Annotated in this window: 20 protein-coding genes; 9 read left to right on the top strand and 11 right to left on the bottom strand. The window is 61.5% G+C overall.

From position 1 onward, the window contains the following. The first annotated feature begins 39 nt into the window (after positions 1-39). From C5J26_RS20770 to C5J26_RS20760, 3 genes are read left to right on the top strand one after another with little or no spacing between them, the layout of a single operon-like run. Positions 40-342, top strand: coding sequence for a virulence factor (locus tag C5J26_RS20770; RefSeq protein ID WP_105403598.1), 303 nt, complete (start codon positions 40-42; stop codon positions 340-342). A gap of 52 nt (positions 343-394) precedes the next feature. Next, entirely contained in the window at positions 395-1,357 is a 963-nt protein-coding gene (locus C5J26_RS20765; RefSeq protein ID WP_105403495.1) for a methyltetrahydrofolate cobalamin methyltransferase, read from the top strand. An 11-nt stretch (positions 1,358-1,368) separates the two neighbouring features. Further along, positions 1,369-3,405 (top strand): ASKHA domain-containing protein, encoded by a 2,037-nt coding sequence (locus C5J26_RS20760; protein ID WP_105403494.1) that lies wholly within the window; start codon positions 1,369-1,371, stop codon positions 3,403-3,405. Between the two features lie 2 nt (positions 3,406-3,407). Here the strand turns inward: C5J26_RS20760 and C5J26_RS20755 are convergent, their stop codons facing one another. Further along, positions 3,408-4,304 carry a LysR family transcriptional regulator gene (locus C5J26_RS20755; RefSeq protein WP_105403493.1) on the bottom strand — a complete coding sequence of 299 codons (897 nt, stop codon included), beginning with the start codon at positions 4,302-4,304 and terminating at the stop codon, positions 3,408-3,410. A gap of 213 nt (positions 4,305-4,517) precedes the next feature. Here C5J26_RS20755 and C5J26_RS20750 point away from each other — a divergent pair, with 213 nt between their 5' ends. Beyond that, entirely contained in the window at positions 4,518-4,727 is a 210-nt protein-coding gene (locus C5J26_RS20750; protein ID WP_105403492.1) for a hypothetical protein, read from the top strand. Between the two features lie 236 nt (positions 4,728-4,963). After that, the gene (locus tag C5J26_RS20745; protein WP_046667158.1) at positions 4,964-5,983 is read left to right on the top strand and encodes a GlxA family transcriptional regulator; all 1,020 of its coding nucleotides are present in this window, start codon (positions 4,964-4,966) and stop codon (positions 5,981-5,983) included. Positions 5,984-6,002: 19 nt separating this feature from the next. Here the strand turns inward: C5J26_RS20745 and C5J26_RS20740 are convergent, their stop codons facing one another. The 4 genes from C5J26_RS20740 to C5J26_RS20725 all read right to left on the bottom strand — a co-directional run bounded on the left by C5J26_RS20740 (position 6,003) and on the right by C5J26_RS20725 (position 12,783). Beyond that, positions 6,003-6,611, bottom strand: coding sequence for a GGDEF domain-containing protein (locus C5J26_RS20740; protein WP_105403491.1), 609 nt, complete (start codon positions 6,609-6,611; stop codon positions 6,003-6,005). A gap of 17 nt (positions 6,612-6,628) precedes the next feature. Continuing rightward, a complete protein-coding gene (locus C5J26_RS20735; protein ID WP_105403490.1) occupies positions 6,629-7,477 on the bottom strand; it encodes a response regulator in 849 nt (282 codons plus the stop codon). A 158-nt stretch (positions 7,478-7,635) separates the two neighbouring features. Continuing rightward, positions 7,636-10,149, bottom strand: coding sequence for an FAD-dependent oxidoreductase (locus C5J26_RS20730; protein ID WP_105403489.1), 2,514 nt, complete (start codon positions 10,147-10,149; stop codon positions 7,636-7,638). A 153-nt stretch (positions 10,150-10,302) separates the two neighbouring features. Beyond that, positions 10,303-12,783: a mechanosensitive ion channel domain-containing protein gene (locus C5J26_RS20725; RefSeq protein WP_245441229.1), complete on the bottom strand. Its 2,481-nt coding sequence runs from the start codon at positions 12,781-12,783 to the stop codon at positions 10,303-10,305. 164 nt (positions 12,784-12,947) lie between these two features. Between C5J26_RS20725 and C5J26_RS20720 the strand changes: the two genes are divergently transcribed. Continuing rightward, the gene (locus C5J26_RS20720; RefSeq protein WP_046599797.1) at positions 12,948-13,199 is read left to right on the top strand and encodes a GlsB/YeaQ/YmgE family stress response membrane protein; all 252 of its coding nucleotides are present in this window, start codon (positions 12,948-12,950) and stop codon (positions 13,197-13,199) included. 11 nt (positions 13,200-13,210) lie between these two features. On the opposite strand, the gene C5J26_RS20715 is transcribed toward C5J26_RS20720, so the two are convergent. The 6 genes from C5J26_RS20715 to C5J26_RS20690 form a co-directional block, all read right to left on the bottom strand. Beyond that, positions 13,211-13,768: a DUF924 family protein gene (locus C5J26_RS20715; protein WP_105403488.1), complete on the bottom strand. Its 558-nt coding sequence runs from the start codon at positions 13,766-13,768 to the stop codon at positions 13,211-13,213. An 11-nt stretch (positions 13,769-13,779) separates the two neighbouring features. Next, the gene (locus C5J26_RS20710; RefSeq protein WP_105403487.1) at positions 13,780-14,271 is read right to left on the bottom strand and encodes a heme-degrading domain-containing protein; all 492 of its coding nucleotides are present in this window, start codon (positions 14,269-14,271) and stop codon (positions 13,780-13,782) included. A 60-nt stretch (positions 14,272-14,331) separates the two neighbouring features. Next, positions 14,332-14,883, bottom strand: a complete 552-nt coding sequence (msuE, locus tag C5J26_RS20705) for an FMN reductase (RefSeq protein ID WP_105403486.1) — start codon at positions 14,881-14,883, stop codon at positions 14,332-14,334. Between the two features lie 117 nt (positions 14,884-15,000). Then, positions 15,001-16,386 (bottom strand): FAD/NAD(P)-binding protein, encoded by a 1,386-nt coding sequence (locus C5J26_RS20700; RefSeq protein WP_105403485.1) that lies wholly within the window; start codon positions 16,384-16,386, stop codon positions 15,001-15,003. Positions 16,387-16,534: 148 nt separating this feature from the next. Next, positions 16,535-16,837: a hypothetical protein gene (locus C5J26_RS20695; protein WP_172745978.1), complete on the bottom strand. Its 303-nt coding sequence runs from the start codon at positions 16,835-16,837 to the stop codon at positions 16,535-16,537. A gap of 68 nt (positions 16,838-16,905) precedes the next feature. After that, positions 16,906-17,271, bottom strand: coding sequence for a response regulator (locus C5J26_RS20690; RefSeq protein ID WP_105403596.1), 366 nt, complete (start codon positions 17,269-17,271; stop codon positions 16,906-16,908). Between the two features lie 346 nt (positions 17,272-17,617). Between C5J26_RS20690 and C5J26_RS20685 the strand changes: the two genes are divergently transcribed. The 3 genes from C5J26_RS20685 (at position 17,618) to C5J26_RS20675 (ending at position 19,667) form a co-directional block, all read left to right on the top strand. Next, positions 17,618-18,238, top strand: coding sequence for a YjbE family putative metal transport protein (locus tag C5J26_RS20685; protein WP_105403595.1), 621 nt, complete (start codon positions 17,618-17,620; stop codon positions 18,236-18,238). Between the two features lie 304 nt (positions 18,239-18,542). Then, entirely contained in the window at positions 18,543-19,052 is a 510-nt protein-coding gene (locus C5J26_RS20680) for a cupin domain-containing protein (RefSeq protein WP_245441228.1), read from the top strand. Positions 19,053-19,259: 207 nt separating this feature from the next. Then, the gene (locus C5J26_RS20675; RefSeq protein ID WP_105403482.1) at positions 19,260-19,667 is read left to right on the top strand and encodes a hypothetical protein; all 408 of its coding nucleotides are present in this window, start codon (positions 19,260-19,262) and stop codon (positions 19,665-19,667) included. Positions 19,668-19,728 lie beyond the last annotated feature (61 nt).

Here is a 19,728-nt window from a genome sequence, read left to right as displayed (position 1 = left end):
CCGCACCCGTGCATGCTGCACCTCAACACGGAGGAATTCATGGCCGACCGCATCGTCGTCTTCTGGCGGGATATTCCGGCGCAGGTGATCATCAAGAAGGGCCGCCAGACCGCCAAGCGGGAATTGTCGCTGCGCTTCACCGAGGCGATCGACATGTGCGCGATGCGCAGCGGCGCCTCCGGCACCGACGACTATCTCGCAGAATGGCGCAAGGCCGAACCGATCGCCGTGTCCGACGATCTTGAAGCCGAAGCCGACAAGGCGGCGGCCGAGCTCGAAGCAGCCTATGACAGGGAAAAACTCGTCGCGCTGGTGAAGACCGGCGGCCGCGAAACCGCCTGACGTTCAGACAATTACATCGTTTCTGCGCCGCATCGCGCGCCTGGAGGAAGAAATGACCCGCACCATCGTCGCATCCGCAACCCGGGAGATCGTGATCGGCTTCGACCAGCCCTTTTGCGTGATCGGCGAACGTATCAACCCGACGGGCCGCAAGAAGCTCGCGGCCGAGATGATCGAGGGCAATTTCGACACGGTCATCAGGGACGCGCTGGAACAGGTGGCGGCGGGCGCCACTATGCTCGATGTCAATGCGGGGGTCACCTCGGTCAATCCCAACGAGACCGAACCTGGCCTGCTCGTCCGGACGCTGGAGATCGTCCAGGGCCTCGTCGACGTGCCGCTGTCGATCGACAGTTCGGTGACAGCCGCAATCGAAGCAGCGCTGAAAGTCGCCAAGGGCCGGCCACTGGTCAATTCGGTGACCGGCGAGGAGGAAAAGCTCGAGGCGATCCTGCCGCTCTGCAAGAAATACGACGTACCGGTCGTGGCGATCTCCAACGACGAGACCGGCATTTCGATGGATCCGGACGTTCGCTTCGCGGTCGCCAAGAAGATCGTCGAACGGGCGGCCGACTACGGCATCAAGCCGCATGACATCGTTGTCGATCCGCTGGTCATGCCGATCGGCGCGCTCGGAACCGCGGGTCTGCAGGTCTTTGCGCTGCTGCGGCGCCTGCGCGAGGAGCTGAAGGTCAATACGACCTGCGGGCTTTCCAACATTTCCTTCGGCCTGCCGCATCGCCATGGCATCAATGCCGGCTTCATTCCGATGGTGATCGGCGCCGGAATGACGTCGGCGATCATGAACCCCTGCCGGCCGCAGGAGATGGAAGCGGTGCGCGCAGCCAATGTGCTCAACGGCACGGATCAGAATTGCGGTAACTGGATCATGACCTATCGGGACTATAAGCCGGTCGAAGGCGGTGGAACTGCTGCGACGGCTGCACCTTCGGCTGCCAGCGGCCGACGCGGCGGCCGGGCCGCACGGGCTGGCGCCGGAGCGCGGACGGAGTAAATACAGGTATCATGGCGGATATTTCCAAGAGAGATCCCCTCGTCCTCTTCATGCCGTCCGGCAAACGCGGCCGGTTTCCGGTCGGCACGCCGGTGCTCGATGCCGCGCGCCAGCTTGGCGTCTATGTGGAGAGCGTCTGCGGCGGGCGGGCGACCTGCGGGCGCTGCCAGGTCTCGGTCCAGGAAGGACATTTCGCCAAGCACGGCATTACCTCGGCAAACGACCACCTGTCGCCGCTCGGCCCGAAGGAAGAGCGCTACGACCGCGTGCGCGGGCTTCCCGAGGGGCGCCGCCTCTCCTGCTCGACCCAGATCCTCGGCGATCTCGTCGTCGACGTGCCGCAGGATACGGTGATCAACGCGCAGGTGGTCCGCAAGGCCGCCGACGAGCGTGTCTTCGACCGCAATCCGGCGATCCGCATGTGTTATGTCGAGGTGGAAGAGCCCGACATGGAAAAACCGCTCGGCGATCTCGACCGCCTGAAGGCGGCGCTTGCCGCCGAGTGGCATTTCGACGATCTGGATGTTGATTTCCATCTGATTCCCAAGGTCCAGCAGATCCTGCGCAAGGGCGAATGGAAGGTCACGGCGGCCATTCACAAGGACCGGGACGACGATCGCGCCCGCCTCGTCGCGCTCTATCCCGGCCTGAAGAACGAGGCCTACGGGATAGCCTGCGACATCGGCTCGACGACGATCGCCATGCATCTGTCGTCGCTGCTGTCGGGTCGCACCGTGGCGTCGGCGGGCACATCGAACCCACAGATCCGCTTCGGCGAGGATCTGATGAGCCGCGTTTCCTATGTGATGATGAACCCGGACGGGCGCGAGGCGATGACGTTAGCCGTGCGCGAGGCGCTGAACGGACTGATCGGCAAGGTCTGCGCCGACGGCGGCGTGTCCCGCGCCGACATTCTCGACAGCGTCTTCGTCGGTAATCCGATCATGCACCATCTGTTCCTCGGGATCGATCCCACAGAACTTGGCGGAGCTCCCTTTGCGCTTGCCGTTTCCGGAGCGGTAAAGGTCAGATCCTCCGAGATCGGCTTGCCGATGAACGACGGCACCCGCACCTATCTCCTGCCCTGCATTGCCGGCCATGTCGGTGCCGATGCCGCGGCGGCAACCCTGTCGGAAGGTCCGCACCGGCAGGAGGAGATGATGCTGCTGGTCGACATCGGCACCAATGCGGAAATCGTGCTCGGAAATTCGACCCGTGTCGTCGCGGCCTCCTCGCCGACCGGTCCGGCCTTCGAAGGTGCCGAAATCTCGTCGGGCCAGCGGGCAGCACCCGGCGCCATCGAGCGTATCCGCATCGACGCCGAAACCCTCGATCCGCGCTTCCGGGTGATCGGCATCGAGCCCTGGTCGGACGAGCCGGGTTTTGCCGATGCAGCCGCTGCGACCGGGATCACCGGCATCTGCGGTTCGGCGATCATCGAAGTGATTGCCGAAATGTATCTCGCCGGATTGATCTCGGAAGACGGCGTGGTGGACGGCACGATGGCGGAGCGCAGCCCGCGCATCCTCCAGAATGGCCGGACCTTCTCCTATCTCGTGCATGACGGCGAGCAGCGCATCACAGTGACCCAGAACGACGTGCGCGCCATCCAGCTCGCCAAGGCGGCGCTTTATGCCGGCGTCAAGCTGTTGATGGACAAGCAGGGTGTCGACCATGTCGACCGCATCGGGCTCGCCGGCGCCTTCGGCACGTTCATCGATCCGAAATACGCGATGGTGCTGGGCCTCATCCCGGATTGCGATCTGGGCCGCGTCAAATCGGTCGGCAATGCCGCCGGCACGGGAGCGCGGATGTGCCTGCTAAACCGCGGCTACCGCCGCGAGATCGAGGAAACCGTGCGCAGGATCGAGAAGATCGAAACAGCCCTGGAGCCGAAATTCCAGGAGCATTTCGTTTATGCCATGGCCCTGCCGAACAAGGTCGATGCCTTCCCGCACCTGGCGGCAGTCATCACCCTGCCGGAGCGCAAGGCGCCGGCCGAGGCTTCGGGAGAAGGCGGCCGCAGACGTCGCCGCGGCCGCGAGTAGGATCAGGCAGCAGCGGCGACCAGCGAGCCGAAAGCTTCGCGGATGCTTTCGGCCACGGCCTTGCCGGGCACGGAAAGCTGCGGTGCCGTCAACAGTCGGATATCGAAGTTGATGAGCTCCGGCAGGCCCTCCTTCGCTCCGAGTATCTGCATGTCGTCGGTGACATAGGAGCGCGGGAACGGCGCGATCGCCAGATCGGACAGCACGGCGGCGCGCTGCGCCATCGTATGGGCGCTGGCATAGGCGATGCGATAGCTCCGCTTGTGCTTCTCGAGCTGAGAGATTGCATCATGTCGCCACACGCATCCGTCTTCCCAGACGGAGATCGGCAGCGGATCGCGCAGATAGGCGGTGCCGCATTTGGCGCCGGCCCAGACCAGTCGTTCCGTATGAATCATCTCTCCGGCCGTCGAGAAAGGCCGGGTGGCGCAGTTGATCAGCGCCAGGTCCAGCCGCTGCTCGTCCATGCGCTTCTTGAGCGCAACGCTCATATCGACCGTGACATCGACCATGATGCCCGGAAAGCTTTCGCCAAAATCCTTGAGCACCTTCGGCAGAAGGCGTTCGGCGATATCGTCCGGCGCGCCGAGACGCACCACGCCGGAGAGTTCCGGCATGACGAAACGTGACACTGCCTCGTTGGAGAGCGCCAGCATGCGCCGCGCATAGGAAAGCAGCATCTCGCCATGCTGCGTCAGCGACACCGAGCGAGCGTCGCGCAGGAAGAGCGTCGTCTTCAACTGCTCTTCCAGTTTCTTGATCTGCATCGAGACCGCTGACGGCGTACGCAGAACTGCATCGGCCGCGGTCGAGAAATTGCCGGTTTCGGCAATCGCCACGAACGTGCGCAATACGTCATTATCGAGCAGCGGAAGCGGCGGGCGGAATGGGACAGTCATGTCAGCCTCTATCAATAATTCTGAACTTAAGCACCATATCATTTCGTTTGATTGAATGTCAAACCGGCGGCATACTCAAAAACATCGGAAGCAAGCGTCGATACCAAACAGAATTTCATGAGACGCATAACTTGCATCCGATTGATTGATGGATTGATGGCGTTCATTGTCCCGACTGAGCGTTGTCCCATGAGACACTCAAGGAGAACTGACATGACTATGATCACCTATCAGGAGAGCGATCGCTCCCGGTCCCGGCCGTCATCGTTCGCCTCGCTCATCCGCCCTGCCCTGGACGCGGTTATCAGCCTTCGCGATCAATGGCGTCGTCGCCAGACCGAAAGAATGCTGGAAGGTCTGCCGGCAGAAATCCGCAAGGACATCGGATGGCCGACGACCAATGCCGCACCGCATCGCCGATAACCCTCCCGCTCCATGGCCCGCCGACGCGAACAGCGAAGCGGGCCATGTAGTCTGAGACACGCTTTGAGCCTATCGCCTTTGGCAATTACGTCTGCGACCCGCTTATGTCGCAAAAATGTTATCAGCCTGTCGTCCAAAGCCCTTCTCCGCCGCCTTTCCCCGTGCCAATGTCGCTTTTGAAGAAAAGCGGGCCGCAATGTACGGCCACGAACAAGGGGAATGACGGCATGAATGTGATGACCAAAAACCCGGCAGCAAAGCGCTCTCTCGTCTTTTTTCTTGTTCCCCATTTCACCATGCTGCCTTTTGCTGCAGCGGTGGAGACGCTGCGAATCGCCAATCGCATGCTCGGATACTCGGCCTATACCTGGCGGCTCTGTTCCGCCGACGGCGAAAAGGTCTATTCCTCGAGCGGCATCGGGATCGAAGTAAACTCTTCTCTCGCCGACGAACGTCGCAACCTCTCCGGTGAAAACCGTCCAAACATGGTTCTGGTCTGCTCGGGCGTCTACGTGGAGGAATTCAACAACAAGTCGGTCAACGCCTGGCTGCGCGAGACCTATAACCGCGGCATTGCCGTTGGAAGCCTCTGCACCGGAGCGCATGTCCTCGCCCAGGCCGGGCTGCTGAACGGCAAGCGCTGTGCGATCCACTGGGAGAACCTGCCGGGCTTTGCCGAGGCATTCCCGCAGGCGGAAGTCTATGCGGATCTCTACGAGGTCGATTCGAACCTCTATACCTGCGCCGGCGGCACCGCCTCGCTCGACATGATGCTGAACCTGATCAGCCAGGATTTCGGCGAGAACCTCGTCAACCGCGTCTGCGAGCAGCAGTTGACGGACCGTGTCCGCAACCCGCACGACCGCCAGCGCCTGCCGCTGCGGGCGCGCCTCGGCGTCCAGAACGCCAAGGTTCTGACGATCATCGAGGTCATGGAAAACAACCTCTCCGAACCGCTGTCGCTGGTCGAGATCGCCGACGACGCCGGCCTCTCCCGGCGCCAGATCGAACGCCTGTTCCGCCAGGAAATGGGCCGCTCGCCGGCGCGCTATTATCTGGAGATCCGGCTCGACCGGGCAAGGCACCTGCTCGTGCAATCCTCGATGCCCGTGGTCGAGGTGGCGGTTGCCTGCGGGTTCGTGTCCGCGTCGCATTTCTCGAAATGTTATCGGGAGGTCTATAACCGTTCGCCGCAGCAGGAGCGGGCCGAGCGCAAGCTCAACATGAATACGTCGCGCACCGGCGTCGTGGCCTGAGCCGTGGGATTGCGGCGGGTCAGCCTGCCGCCTGCAGCGCTATTGTATAATCCGAAAACACCCGATTCCGGCCATGGCTTTTCGCCATGAACAGGAATTGTTCTGCGGCGTTGAGATAATTGTCGAACGTTTCCGGGCCGCAGACCTCCGCCAGTCCGATCGAAACGGTCATCGAAAAATCGACATCGCCGGAAACGATCCTGATGCCGGCAATATCAAGCCTCAGTTTCTCGCAGAATTCCGTCGCAGCGGCTACGTCGAGGCCGACCAGCAGCATGCCGAACTCTTCGTCACCCAGCCGCGCAAGAAAATGTCGGTTGTCGCGACACGCGGAACCAAGCCTGGCGGCGGTGGTCTTGACGACCTGGGCGACGATTTCTTCGCAATGGACAGCGTTCAACCGCCGGAAATGGTCGATGTCCACGATCGCGACGGCGCAGGATATCCCCTCGGAAAGACATTCCCCGACCAACGGTTCGCCAAGCCGGTAAAATTCCTTCAGGTTGGCAAAACCGGTCAACGGATCGGCAGTCGGACGAGCCGCCTCCATCTCGATGCGCGACGGCGGCGCCAAACCGTAGGTCAGACGCTCCTTCTCCCGGGAATGCTGGCTTAGAAGGTACGGCATACGGAGTTCCTCGGGGATCAGGCGACGTTCTTCACCGCCGTTTCCTGGCGTCTTGCCTGCATCGACCGGATCTGGATGAGCGTATCCAGGTTCTGGTTGACGCGGCAGTAAAATTCCTCGTCGATGAAGGGGCGCAGCATGAAGTCATTGCCGCCGGCCTTCAGGAAGCGGGCCGAAAGCAGCCGGTTCGAAGAGGACGACACGCCGATGATCCTGAGCTCGTGCGAGCCGCGCACCGAACGGATGCGTCGGGTGAGTTCGAAGCCGTCGATATCGGGCATGTTGTAGTCGGTGACCACGAGGCCGATATCCGGGTTCTTCTTGAGAATATCCAAGGCCTTGGCACCGTTCTCCGCAACGCTGACCCGAAAATTGTAGCGCTTCAGGCGGCTTGAGAGCAGCGCTCTTGCGGTCGGGCTGTCGTCGACGATCAGGACGTGGTGGCGATGATTGGTAAGGAACCGGCAGACCGATTCGGCCAGCATTTCAACCGCGAAGACATTGTCCTTGAGGATATAGTCGACGATATCCTTGGTCAGCAGCTTGTCGCGGGTTTCTTCATGGAAGGTCCCGGTAAAGACGATGGTTGGGATCGACAGATCGACGAGATACTCCAGCGCTTCCCCGTTTTCCGCGCCTGGCAGATTGATATTGGAAATCGCCAGCATCACCGGCTCGGCGGAGCGGTCATAGGCGAACTGCAATTCCTCGAAGTTGCGGCAGATCTCGACCTCGATGCCGAACAGCTCCCTGAGCCGGGTCCCGATCATCGACGTAAAGACGTTCGAATCCTCCGCAAGCAGGATGCGGGAGTTTGCCAGTGATTGGCCGGAATACTGCATCCCGGAGATGCCGAGGAATGTCATGGTGCCCCTATCGAATAAGATATTATCCCCTCTGATAACATCCCTAGTGGAAACGCTTTGCAGAACCGTTAATCAGGGCAGCACTACGGTATCAAAACGGTACGGGCGGCCCGAAGACCGCCCGCTAACGTCAATGACTTCTTACTTTTAGCCGGTTTTCAGGCCCGCAGCGCAGTGTTGTCCATGTCGAACGGACTTTCCGGCACAACACTGGCGTTGTAGAGGCTGCCGAGAATCTTGATCTTGAGCCTGGTGCCGGTCTCTGCATAGCCCGGTTTGACCATCGCAAGCGCCAACGACTTGCCGATACGCCAGCCGTAGGCGCCGTTGGTGGCGCGGCCGATCAATTCGCCGTCTTCGTTGTAGATCGCCTCCGAACCGCGGGCATCGACATCATTGGCGCCTTCGATGACCAGCGTGCAGAAATTCCACCGCAGCCCCTTTTCCTTGTAGGAAAGCAGGCCTTGCTTGCCGAGAAATTCCTTGTCGGTCTTGATGAACCGGTCGAGGCCGGACTCGTAGGCATTGTACTCGATCGACATTTCGCGCGGGATGAGCCGGTAGGATTTCTCGACCGACATCGAGAGCATGGCTCGGATGCCGAAAGGCTTGATACCGAATTCGGCGCCGGCTTCCATCAGCTTGTCGAAGATATAGTTCTGCATCTCGATCGGGTGATGCAGTTCCCAGCCAAGCTCGCCGACGAAGTTGACGCGAAGCGCATGGGCGGAGGCCATGCCGACGGAAATCTCCTTGCCGGACAGCCAGGGGAAATCCTTGTTGTCGAGGCTGGTGCGGGTGAGCTTCTTCAGAACCTGGCGGGACTTCGGGCCTGCCAGAACCAGCACGCCGAGCCTCTGGGTGATCTGGGTCAGTTTGACCGAGCCATCTGTCGGGGCGAGCTTACGCAGGTAATCCTGGTCATGCGCCTCATAGGCGCCCGCCGACACGAGATAGAAACGATCCGGTGCCCATTCGTAGACCGTGAACTCGGAACGCACCCCACCCTGTTTGGTCAGAAGGTGGCAGAGCGCGATGCGGCCGCGCTTCTTCGGGATCGCATTGGCAAAGATAGAGTCGAGGAAAGCGCGCGCACCCGGGCCGGACACTTCCATCTTGGCGAAGGCCGACATGTCGAGCACGCCGACATTCTCGTGGACATTCTTGACCTCGTTGCCGACGTGGTCGAAATAGTTCGAGCGGCGGAAAGACCATTTTTCGACGATCCGGCCATCTTCCAGTGCCGGCGCATGATTGTGGCCGGTCAGCACGTCGACGCCGACGCCGAGGTCTTCCGCAGGCACTTCATAACCTTCAGGCGCGAACCAGTTGGCGCGTTCCCAGCCGTAGACGGAGCCGAACACGGCACCCATCTTCTTCAGCCGGTCATAGACCGGCGTCGTCTTCAACGGACGCGCGGCAGAACGCTCCTCGTCAGGATAATGCATCGTGAAAACATTGGCATAGGCCTCTTCGTTCTTCTCGATGAGGTAGCCTTCCGTTGCGTAAGGCCCGAAGCGGCGCGGATCGACGCCCATCATGTCGACGGTGGGTTCGCCATCGACGATCCATTCCGCCAGCTGCCAGCCGGCGCCGCCAGCGGCGGTGATGCCGAAGGAATGGCCCTCGTTCAGCCAGAAGTTCTTGAGGCCGGGCGCCGGACCGACGATCGGCGAGCCGTCCGGCGTATAGGCGATCGCGCCGTTATAGACCTTCTTGATACCCACTTCGCCGAAGGCCGGCACGCGCACGATGGCGGTCTCGATATGGGGCATCAGCCGGTCGAGTTCCTCGTTGAAGAGCTCGTATTCGCTCTCGTCGGACGGACCGTCGACGTAACAGACGGGTGCTCCGACCTCGTAAGGCCCGAGCAGCAGGCCGCCATTCTCCTCGCGCATGTACCAGGAGGAGTCCGATTCGCGCAGGACCCCCATTTCCGGCAGGCCCTTGGCCTTGCGCTCCTGGATCGCCGGATGCGGTTCGGTGACGATGTACTGGTGTTCGACCGGTATGACCGGAATGTTGATGCCGACCATCTCGCCGGTCTTGCGGGCGAAGTTGCCGGTGCAGGAAATGACGTGTTCGGCGGTGATCTCGCCCTTGTCGGTCGTCACTTTCCAGAGCCCGTCCGGCTGTTGTTCGATGGCGGTGACGGTCGTGTTGCGATAGATCGTGGCGCCGAGGTCGCGCGCGCCCTTGGCAAGCGCCTGGGTGAGGTCCGCCGGCTGGATATAGCCGTCGTCCGGATGCTGGATGGCGCCGAGGATTCCATCCATCTCGCAGAGCGGCCAGATCTCCTTCACCTGTTCGGGCGTCAGGACGTTGACCGTGACACCGATCGTCTCGGCGATCCCGGCATAATACATGTACTCTTCCCAGCGGTCTTTGGTGCGGGCGAGACGGATGTTCGAGACTTTCGAGAAACCGACATTCATGCCGGTCTCTTCCTGCAGTTCCTGATAGAAACGCACCGAATATTTGTGCAGCTGGCCGACCGAATAGGAGAGGTTGAAAAGCGGCAGAAGGCCCGCCGCATGCCAGGTCGAACCGGAGGTCAATTCCTTGCGTTCGATCAGGACGGCATCGCTCCAGCCCTTTTTCGCCAGATGATAAAGCGTCGAAACACCGACCACGCCGCCGCCGATCACCACCGCCCGTGCATGTGTCTTCATGGAATGAACCCCTCTTCGGCCTCGTGCGGCCTTTTCGCAAACTGCAGGGACTATGCAATTCCGACAGGCGGGCCAAACGCCTGTTTACGACATGCCAGGAGCCCGCCCGCGACGATCATCAGAATGGCCGCGCGGGGCTCGGGGAGAGGGCCGTTACGCGCCCCCTCTTGCATCGTTCTCCTCCGGCAGGATCGGCCGGCCCCGATGAAAGATGATCTCCTGCTGCGGGAACGGAATATCGATCCCCTCCTCCTTGAACCGCCTGAGGATGGCGATCCGCAGATTGTTGCGGATCCTCAAACCCTCGCCCATGTCGGCCAGATGGAACCTCAGTTCGAAATTGAGCGAGGAAGGCCCGAAGCTCAGAAACTCCACATGCGGTTCCGGATTGCGCAGCACTTCCGGCACCTGATCGACCAGTTCCAGAAGGATATCCATCACCTTCTGCGGATCGGTGTGGTGGCTCACCGCGACCGGCACCTCGGAACGCCCGATCTTGTTGCGATGCGTCCAGTTGCCGACCGGCGAATTGATGAGGTCGGAATTCGGCACGATGATCGACTGCTTGCGGAACGTCTCGATCTCCGTGGCGCGCACCGAAATGCGCTTGACGATACCTTCTGTCGCCCCGGTCACCACATGGTCGCCGACCTTGAAGGGCCGCTCGACGAGCAGGATCAGACCGGAGACGAAGTTCGAGACGATATTCTGGAGACCGAAACCGATGCCGACCGACAGCGCGGATGCCACCAGCGCGAAGCTCGAGAGATCGATGCCCGCGGCCGAGACGCCGACGATCACCGCAAGCCCGATGCCGAGGTAACCGATACCGGTCTTGACCGAGTTGCGGACCCCGAGATCCACCTGGCTGCGCGCCAGCACATTGCCGTCGATCCACTTCTGTACCCAGCGGGTGACGACGAAACCGAGGCCGAAAAGCAGGATGCCGCCGAGGATGCCGACGATCGAGATCGAGATGTTGCCGATCCGGATCTGCGTGAAGAAACTGTAGATCCAGGCTTCGATATCGGCGATCTGGAAGCCCCAGGTCAGCAGGATGAGGGGGATGCCGAGGATCAGCGCAAAGGCGTAGATGCCAAGTCCAGCAACGAGCCCTGCCTGGTCGAGGGAGACCTCGCCGAAACTGAAGCTTTCGGCGAGCCGGCGGCCGACCGCCGTATCCGTGAACGATCCCTGTTTCGAAACCGCCCTGCCCGACAGGAGCCCGATATAGATCAGCACGATCACCGCACCTGTCAGCACGATCTGGGTCGAAGCGAACCGGGCAAGCCCCACATATCCCGTCAGAACCGACAGGATCAGGAGCAGACCCATGACACGGAGGAACAGCGGAAAGTACCGCGGCCACCGATGTCCCGGCCCATCGGGATCTTCACCCTCGACAAGCCGCGGCTGGACGAAGGAGATGGCAATCAGGATCAGGCCGATGATCACCGAAGCGAGCAGGCTTTTGACGATGGTCAGAACCAGCGGCGAATTCAGCGCCTCGCTGATCGCGCCGAGCAGATAGTCGAGCCCGTTGACGATCGCCATGGCGAGCACGGCAAGGGTCAGCAGGCGGGCGCCGCGATTGGTGATGCGGACGAGCCGCCACTCCGGCTCGCCCGGCGCCAATACGCCATAGGTGAGCTTCCAGACGAAATTGACGAACCAGACGAAGCCGAAGAAGGTCACCACGATCGGCGTGATATCCGTCCGCAGCACGTTGAAGCCGTCGAGGAACAGGAAGGAAGCGAGCAGAAAGGCCGCCAGCGCCACGGTCTGGATCACCGTCGACCAGAAGGCCACCGACAATCTCCTTATGTAGGAAGGATGCTCGTGGTCGTTTCGCCGGATGAAGCGCCCGAACAGCCGGTATCCTCCGGACAGGAAGAGCATGGCCGCGCCAAGTGACAGCGCCAGAGCGCCCAGCAGCTGCAGCTTCTTGAATTTCCAGACGAAACTGATCCAGCCGCTGAAGGTGGAGCCGAAATTCCCGACTTCGGCGACGAACGCGTGGCCGGCATCGGCGAACAATTCGCCCGATAGCTCGGTGTGGCGGAACAGCGTCTGGGTAAACAGCGTACGGCGCAGATTGGTGATCGTGTTGGCGACCTGGGTCGCGCTGTTGGAAAGCTGGCCGGCGTCGTCGACGATCAGATTGAGCTCGGAGCGCTCGTTCAACAGCCGATTGCGCTCTTCAACGACCGCGGGCGCTTCCGGAGGCTGGCCGGCCGCAGGCGGCTCGCCGAGGCTCTTAAGCCGGGCCTGGATCTGTTCGACGCGAGTGCGCATGGCATCCGAGGCCGAGCGCATTTCGCCGACGATCGTTTCCGCCTGAACCCTGAGTTCCGCAAGGCGCGCATCGTCATCGGCGTCGCTTTGGATCCGGTTGCGGAAGCTATCGAGCCGCTGACGGATCGTGTCTATCTTGCCCTTCATGTCCGAATTGATCGAATCGAGGGTGACGTCGGGTGGCACCTGCTCCTGGCGCTGTCCCTGCGCCTGCTGTTGCGTCTGGGCAAACACATGCGACGACGAGCCCAGCTGGACGGCGGCGATCATGAGTGCGGCGAACAGCACGCGGGTTATGCGCTGAACGGTTGAAGGGCCGGTCGTGGGAAGTTCTGTCAAATGTCTGCTCTTTTGTCTTTCGATCGGATTCGTCGGCGAAAATAGAGTGACTTCTGGGCGAAGAAAAGGAATGCTGTAGTCCAGGTTCCAGGAATTGTTCCAATTCCTGGAACCTGGAACATTTCTTCGCGTTTCCCCGTCCCAACAATCATTGAGGGTAAGTCATGGAACAGGCAGGTATCGGCTGGATCGCAGCCATCATCATCGGCGGCATTGCCGGCTGGCTCGCCGAAAAGTTCATGAAAAGCGACATGGGCTTGATCATGAACATCATCCTGGGCATTGTCGGCGCCATCATCGCCAATGCCATTCTCGGCGTCTTCGGCGTCGTGCTCGGCGGCTGGATCGGCTACCTGATCGCCGGCTTCATCGGTGCATGCATCCTGATTGCCGTCGCACGCATGTTCCGCCGATAATTACTTCGAGATCAGAAACCGGCGCCGGGCTTGGCAAGATATTCGAGTTCGGCGGCGGTCGATTCCCGGCCGAGCAGCGCATTGCGATGCGGGAAACGACCAAATTCGCGGATCACCGCACGGTGACGTTCCGCATAGTCCAGATATTCCGCATCACCCAGCAAGGCGAAGAGTTCAACCGACCGATCCTGATCGGCGAGCGTCTCCGAATGCTCGAAGGGAAGATAGAAGAAGCCGCGCTGCTCGGGCAGGACCGCCATATCCGCGCCAGCCTCGATCGCCAGCCTGGCCTCCCGCAAGGCCAGCCAATCCGTTGCGAAGGCAAGCGGGGTGCCGCGATAGAGGTTGCGGGAAAGCTGGTCGAGCACGATCACCGCCGCCAGCCGGTTTTCCGGCGACGTCCGCCAGGCGTCGAGGTCGCCGCGGGCAAGCGAAAGATGAGTGGCCGCGAAATGCCGGCGCATTGCCTCGTCGAGCGCCTCATTCTTCTCGAACCAGTCCTTGCGGGTCAGCTCCTTGAACCAGAAGGTGAAAACTTCCCCGGGGGTCTTTATGTCGGCCTGCGCCATGGCATATCTCCTTAGTCGAGACGGAGTGTGGAGATATCCTTGCCGGTCATTCGGGCAAGGGCTTCGACGACCATGTTATGATCCTCGCGCTGCGGCAGGCCCGACACCGTCACCGCCCCGATGCAGCCGACACCGGCGACCTTGATCGGAAAGCTGCCGCCATGCGGCGCGTGGTCCGCTGCGGGAATACCGTATCGGCTTTCCACCGTATCACCCTGGAGCTCGAGCTTCCGCCCGATTGCATAACTCGACTGGAAAAAGCGGAACACCAGATTGCGCTTGCGGCGTACCCAGTTTTCGTTGTCTGCGGTGGTGCCCGGCAATGCCGTGTAGAAGGCCGACATCGAATGCAGCCGCACGTCGATGACGACGCTCAGGCCCCGTTCGACGGCCATGTGGCGAAGCAGCGATCCGAGGTCCCAGGCAGTGGTCAGGTCGAACCGGTCGAAGACAAGTGCCTTCTCCTGTTCCGCGATCTTCGCCATGTCTTCTTCGATCGTCATGCGTTCCCCTCCGGATTGCGATGCCGGGGATTGATGACGACAAATCCGGCGAAAGTAAAGTTACTCGGCGGCAGCGAGTTCCCGGACGGGGAAGAAGGCGGCAAGCTCGTCGACGGCAAAGCCGATCCGTTGCTGCAGGGACTCCGAGACGATCCGATAGTCGGTGAAATCGCGATCGGAGGCGTAGACGGCCGTCGGCAATGTATGGGCCATGAAGAAGCCGAACAGCGGCCGAAGCTGATGTTCGACCATCAGTGCATGCCGGTCGCCGCCGCCGGTTGCGGTGATCAGGATCGGCTTGGCGCGCAGTTGTTCCGGATCGATCAGATCGATGAAATGTTTGAAGAGGCCAGGATAGCTGCCCTTGTAGGTCGGCGAGCCGACGATCAGGAAATCGGCCTCCACGACATCGGCGAGCACCCTGGTGGCTGCTTCGTCAAGATCGCCCTGGCGTTGTGCCTGACCGAGAGACGGCCCGACATCGGTAAGGTCGTGGAGCCGGACGTCGAATCCATAACGCTCGGCCGCCACGGAAGCGATGTGTTCGACCAGCGCAAAGGTCTTGGATGGGCGGTTATAGCTACCCGCAAGACCGACGAGTTTCAGGGCCATGGAAATTCCTCTCTGCGCAATGAGTTTCTCCAGATTAGCGTGGGTACCGCAGCATGAAAGCAAGGAACCTGCCGCAGATATCCCGTCAGGAGAAAATCATGCTCAGAGAATGCCTGATCACGCGATGCGGGCCGTCCGCGGCGCAGCGCGGGCGATCTGGGTCGTAATCTCTTCGGCAAGCGCCTTCGCCTGGACACGGATATCCGGCACCGCCGTGATCTCCCAGAACTGGCCGGCGGTGAGCGCTCCGGCTGCAAACAGGCCCGGCTGCGGCCGGCCGTCCGGGTCGAGAACCCGAGACTGCCGATCGACGCAAATGCCAAGTCCAAGCTCGTCCATGGAGATCATTTGTCGATTGCGCATCTCGGTCAGCAACGGCGAATGGCCGATGCCGGCGCGCTCCATACCTGTGCAGTTGACGATCCAGTCGGCATGGAGAGAGAGGATGTCCGGCGTGCCGCGCTGCCTGAACTGGACACGCGGACCCTCGCCATCCCGGTCGATCGAGCGGAGGAAGCCTGCATGCACGGTAACCGTGCCGTCCTTCATAAGCGCATCGAAGCGCGCAAATACCTCAGGCGCGATACGATGGCGGTGGACATTCCACCAGGCCAGCGCGTGCCGAAGGAAACGGGACCGCTGAACAGCACTGAGGCTCTGCCACAAAGCCTGTGTCTGGGGTCGCAGGCCGTCGACGACGCCCCGCCAGTCGGCACCGTTCTCCACCTGCCGGCGCAAAGCGTGAAGCAGCGCGCTGATCTCCCGGGTATCGGGCAGGTCGGGCGTGACCGGAGCGGCGCGCCGGGTCGGATGCGGGTGCGGCACCAATCCGCGCCGCGACAGGACATGGATGCGGCCGCGATGGCCCTGGGCCCGCAGCGACAGGACCTGGTCGATCATCGTTAGCCCAGAGCCGAAGATACAGAGTTCGTCGGTACGGCCCACGCGCGAAAGCCACCCGAGCCGCCAAGCATTGTCGATGGTTCGGGCGCCGACGGCCGAATCGATGCGATCCTTCGGCAGAGGCAGATCGGCATTGCCGACGCCGAGTGCCAGGATAACGGTACGGGCGCGCAATTCGCCGCCATTGTCGAGATGGAAGACGAGCCCGTCCTGTTCGCAGTGGACGCAGGCGGTGGCCTTGGCCCGGATGAAATCCACATGCGCGCGCCGCTCGCGGGGCCTCAGCAGCGAGGCCAGCGTGTCGCGCAGGTAGAGGCCGTAGTCGCCGCGAGAGGCGAAATCCTCAGGAAAGGCCGCCCTGCCCTGGCGGCGCAGCCATTCGACGAAATCGTCCGGCCGATCCGGAAACACGCTCATCCGCGCCGCCGGCACATTGAGGCGGTGCAGGTAAAATTCGGTGCGGTAGGCGGTGCCCCGCCCGAAGCCGGGATCGTCGCCGACCACAGCGATCGAGGCTGAGGACGGCAGGAAGCGAAGGAGATTGACGGTAAGGGCGATTGCGGAAAAACCGGAACCGACGACGGCGACATCATAAGTCATCAAGCACACTCCTCGTCCTTGGTTGCTCTGGGCGAAAGGCTGTCTTGGGGACCACGCGAAGACGGTTTTGGATCCGCTTCCGTGGCCGCTTCAATGTCTACCAACTTAATAGAGATTGACGAAGAGTAAAGGCGTTTTCGTCTCTCTATCAGTTGCACGCCTGTTCAGGCCGCGGCACCGTCAGGGCTTCGGCGCTTGGATTGGTATTGCTCGGCGTCCCCGGCGGCTGGCAGTGATCTTCCTGATCGACAGTGCCGGTCGTGCTGTTGGTGGTCGTCGGATCGGTAACGCCGGGAAGCGTCGTGACCCTCGAGGCGCCGGAATTGGCATCGGGTGTGGTCGCTGTCGCGCCGGGCAAGGCGGGAGTTGCGCCAGGGCCGGATGTCTGGGCCAAGACGGGTGCCGCAAGCGACAGCGAAAGGGCGGAAAACGCGATGAACCTCTTCAGCATCTGAAATTCCTCCGGTTGATCGAAGGAGGTAACCGGAAGCCATGCCACTTGGTTCCGGCGGCCCGTCTTCAGCCCGGCATCATCTCGTGGATCGAGGACAGCAGCAGGTCGTGCTGATAGGGTTTCGGCAGGAACACCGTATTGGTCGGCAGAAGCATCGGATCGAGGCTGACAACGCCCGACGTGATGATGATGCCGATGCTCGGGCGGATGGCGCGGATACGCTGAGCAAGCTGAATGCCATCCATGGACCCGGCCATGTTGACGTCGGTGAAGACAATGTCGATATCGTCGCGGTTGCGGAACAGCACCATCGCCTCGTCGGCATTGCCGGCTTCCAATACGTAATGTCCGACCTCTTCCAGCGCATCGAGCGTGGTAAAGCGGATCAGCGGTTCATCCTCGACGACAAGCACAACGGCCTTCTGCGCCATCAACGTCTCCTTCATTCCTTGGACGCTTGCCCCCACAGCTTCCCGAGGCGAAAAACTCCGCGCCTTGAGTGGCAGGTTGGGGACCTGTTCCGCCGTGAGGCCATATAGGGGGCAGGTGAGTCGCGGCAAGTGGAGGTAGAGCGCGGTAAAAAACTGCTGCTCGGATCGTCTGCCTTCTTCCCGGGCGAAATCCGCTTCGATAGCGGACGATGCCGTTTGACAAAACGCAAAATGCGCTTGCCAAGCGCTTGGAAATATTCTGTACCAGTCCGCATAAAAGCATGACTAGAAGATCAGCATAACCTCACACCCTCGATCTATTCCCGATTCAGGTTCACGCTTCATGATGGAACTCTTCACCGCAGGCGGCCTTGCGGCGCTTCTCGAGGTCATTGCCATCAACCTCGTTCTTTCCGGCGACAATGCCATCGTCATCGGCCTTGCTGCCGCCGGTCTTCCAGCCGCACTCCGCAAGAAAGCGATCATCTTCGGCATTTCCGCCGCCACCGTGCTGCGCCTCGTGTTTGCGGTCGTCGCCACCTATCTTCTGGCGATCAAGGGGCTTCAGCTCGCGGGCGGCCTGCTGCTCGGCTGGGTCTGCTGGAAGATGTGGAACGAACTGCGCGAAGGCCAGAGCGACGATGCACATGCCGCCGCCACCACGAAGGAAAAGGCTGCCAACAAGACCTTTTTCCAGGCCGCCACCCAGATCGTCGTCGCCGACGTCTCGATGTCGCTCGACAATGTGCTTGCCGTCGCCGGTGCCGCCAAGGAACATTCCATAGTGCTGATCGTCGGCCTGATCATCTCGATCGCGCTGATGGGCGTGGCGGCCAACTTCGTCGCCAAACTCCTGTCCCGCTTCCGCTGGATCGCCTATGTCGGCCTGGCCGTCATCGTCTATGTGGCCCTCGACATGATCTACCAGGGCTCCATTGAAGTCCTGCCGCTCATCCAGGGCGTTTGAGCCTCCTTCACCCACGAACCCCGCCGTGTTCACGACGCGATCCGCGCTGCAACCGGCAAGCGGCGGTTCGATCTGCCGTTCGCGCTGGAGAGGCCAAAGGGGCTATCGGCGCGTGACAGTGCGTTGATTTGAAACAGGAAAGTTATTCTTTCCTTACCAAGTCTTTGACATTTGGGATGTTCCCATTGATCATGTTCCTCGAGCAAAGCTACGTGGCCTCCAGCCGGCATGACGCCGGTCAGGGGCTCGCGGACCCCCTACTCGCAAGAGTTGGTGAGCCCCGTCCTAGTCAATGAGAACGATCTTGAGCCATAGCCACGACGATCATCACCACCCTCATGACGATGACCATGACGGTCATTCCAACGTCGATTGGCGCGAGCACGGCGTGAAAGTCATTCCCGGCAATTCGCTCGATCCCAACACCGCCCAGACTCCCGGCATGAACCGCGCGACCGCGATCAACAACGCCCGCGCGGGCGCCGAGAAGATCTGGGCTGGCACGGTGACGATCCATGCCAACGCCAAGACCGGCGCCCATCACCACGGCGATCTCGAAAGCATCATCTATGTGCTCAAGGGAAAAGCGCGGATGCGCTGGGGCGACAACCTGGAATTCGTGGCGGAGGCCGGCCCCGGCGATTTCATCTACGTGCCGCCCTATGTACCGCACCAGGAGATCAACGCCAGTCCGGACGAAACGCTGGAATGCGTGCTATGCCGCTCCGGCCAGGACCCGATCGTCGTCAATCTCGATATCGAACCCATCGAGAAGCCGGAAGAAGTCCTGTGGAAGGACCCGATCCACAAATAGAGGCGGCTCTTCATGGTCTCATGCAGGCAGATCGGCAAAAGCGCCGGTTCCGACCCGCAATGCCGTGATCGGCGCAAATGCCGCCGCAATCTGCCGTTACGCTCCCGGCCGACTGGAGATTGACCGCCTCCAACCTCTCCTTTAGAAGGCGGCATTCCGTTCCGAAGCCGAGACTTCGGGATTTTTAACGCTCCGGAGCTGATGCGGATGGCGCTGTTTCCGCAGGACAAGCGGACGAGAAACGGACGTGAACAGGAAAGCCACCTGTCGCGCTGGCCGGTCTTTGCCGCCGCTCTGCTGATCGCTGCGCTGTTCGGCCTGCTGTCGAGTGTCGTCAAGGACGTGCAATTCCCCCGCGGCATTCTTTCGGCCGACAGGACCAGCGACACTCCGCACCTGACCAAGCGCGAACCTTTGCGCGCACTGGCAGCCATGGACCGCAAGGACGGAACGGGCGCCCATTGGCACGCGGGCGGCGGTGCGCTGGAAGCCCGCGCCATCGAGATCACTTTCCCGATTTTCGTCCCGGCCTTCGCCTCGAAGCCGTCTTCCCATCCGGCGGCCTCGCCGTTCTGGCATGGTTCGCTGGCGCGCGCGCCGCCGGCCCGTGTCTGAGATATCGCGCGCCAAGCGCTTGAACGGCATCAGCATTCTGCCCTAACCGCTCGACAGAGCG

The sequence above is a fragment of the Neorhizobium sp. T7_12 genome, assembly GCF_002968535.1.
Lineage (GTDB): Bacteria > Pseudomonadota > Alphaproteobacteria > Rhizobiales > Rhizobiaceae > Neorhizobium > Neorhizobium tomejilense.
The sequence above is the reverse complement of the archived record's forward strand: the minus strand, read 5'-3'. Positions and strand labels throughout refer to the sequence as shown.

Excerpts from the sequence above, each read along its gene's own strand:
- C5J26_RS20690 (WP_105403596.1), bottom strand. The coding sequence starts at position 17,271 with ATGGCGCAGAAGGCCGTTGTGCTTGTCGTCGAGGATGAACCGCTGATC.
- msuE (WP_105403486.1), bottom strand. The coding sequence starts at position 14,883 with ATGGCCCTGAAACTCGTCGGTCTTGCGGGTAGCTATAACCGCCCATCC.
- C5J26_RS20675 (WP_105403482.1), top strand. The coding sequence starts at position 19,260 with ATGGCGCTGTTTCCGCAGGACAAGCGGACGAGAAACGGACGTGAACAG.
- C5J26_RS20765 (WP_105403495.1), top strand. The coding sequence starts at position 395 with ATGACCCGCACCATCGTCGCATCCGCAACCCGGGAGATCGTGATCGGC.
- C5J26_RS20760 (WP_105403494.1), top strand. The coding sequence starts at position 1,369 with ATGGCGGATATTTCCAAGAGAGATCCCCTCGTCCTCTTCATGCCGTCC.
- C5J26_RS20735 (WP_105403490.1), bottom strand. The coding sequence starts at position 7,477 with ATGACATTCCTCGGCATCTCCGGGATGCAGTATTCCGGCCAATCACTG.
- C5J26_RS20710 (WP_105403487.1), bottom strand. The coding sequence starts at position 14,271 with ATGACGATCGAAGAAGACATGGCGAAGATCGCGGAACAGGAGAAGGCA.
- C5J26_RS20715 (WP_105403488.1), bottom strand. The coding sequence starts at position 13,768 with ATGGCGCAGGCCGACATAAAGACCCCCGGGGAAGTTTTCACCTTCTGG.
- C5J26_RS20745 (WP_046667158.1), top strand. The coding sequence starts at position 4,964 with ATGACCAAAAACCCGGCAGCAAAGCGCTCTCTCGTCTTTTTTCTTGTT.
- C5J26_RS20720 (WP_046599797.1), top strand. The coding sequence starts at position 12,948 with ATGGAACAGGCAGGTATCGGCTGGATCGCAGCCATCATCATCGGCGGC.
- C5J26_RS20740 (WP_105403491.1), bottom strand. The coding sequence starts at position 6,611 with ATGCCGTACCTTCTAAGCCAGCATTCCCGGGAGAAGGAGCGTCTGACC.
- C5J26_RS20755 (WP_105403493.1), bottom strand. The coding sequence starts at position 4,304 with ATGACTGTCCCATTCCGCCCGCCGCTTCCGCTGCTCGATAATGACGTA.
- C5J26_RS20685 (WP_105403595.1), top strand. The coding sequence starts at position 17,618 with ATGGAACTCTTCACCGCAGGCGGCCTTGCGGCGCTTCTCGAGGTCATT.
- C5J26_RS20770 (WP_105403598.1), top strand. The coding sequence starts at position 40 with ATGGCCGACCGCATCGTCGTCTTCTGGCGGGATATTCCGGCGCAGGTG.
- C5J26_RS20700 (WP_105403485.1), bottom strand. The coding sequence starts at position 16,386 with ATGACTTATGATGTCGCCGTCGTCGGTTCCGGTTTTTCCGCAATCGCC.
- C5J26_RS20750 (WP_105403492.1), top strand. The coding sequence starts at position 4,518 with ATGACTATGATCACCTATCAGGAGAGCGATCGCTCCCGGTCCCGGCCG.
- C5J26_RS20695 (WP_172745978.1), bottom strand. The coding sequence starts at position 16,837 with ATGCTGAAGAGGTTCATCGCGTTTTCCGCCCTTTCGCTGTCGCTTGCG.
- C5J26_RS20730 (WP_105403489.1), bottom strand. The coding sequence starts at position 10,149 with ATGAAGACACATGCACGGGCGGTGGTGATCGGCGGCGGCGTGGTCGGT.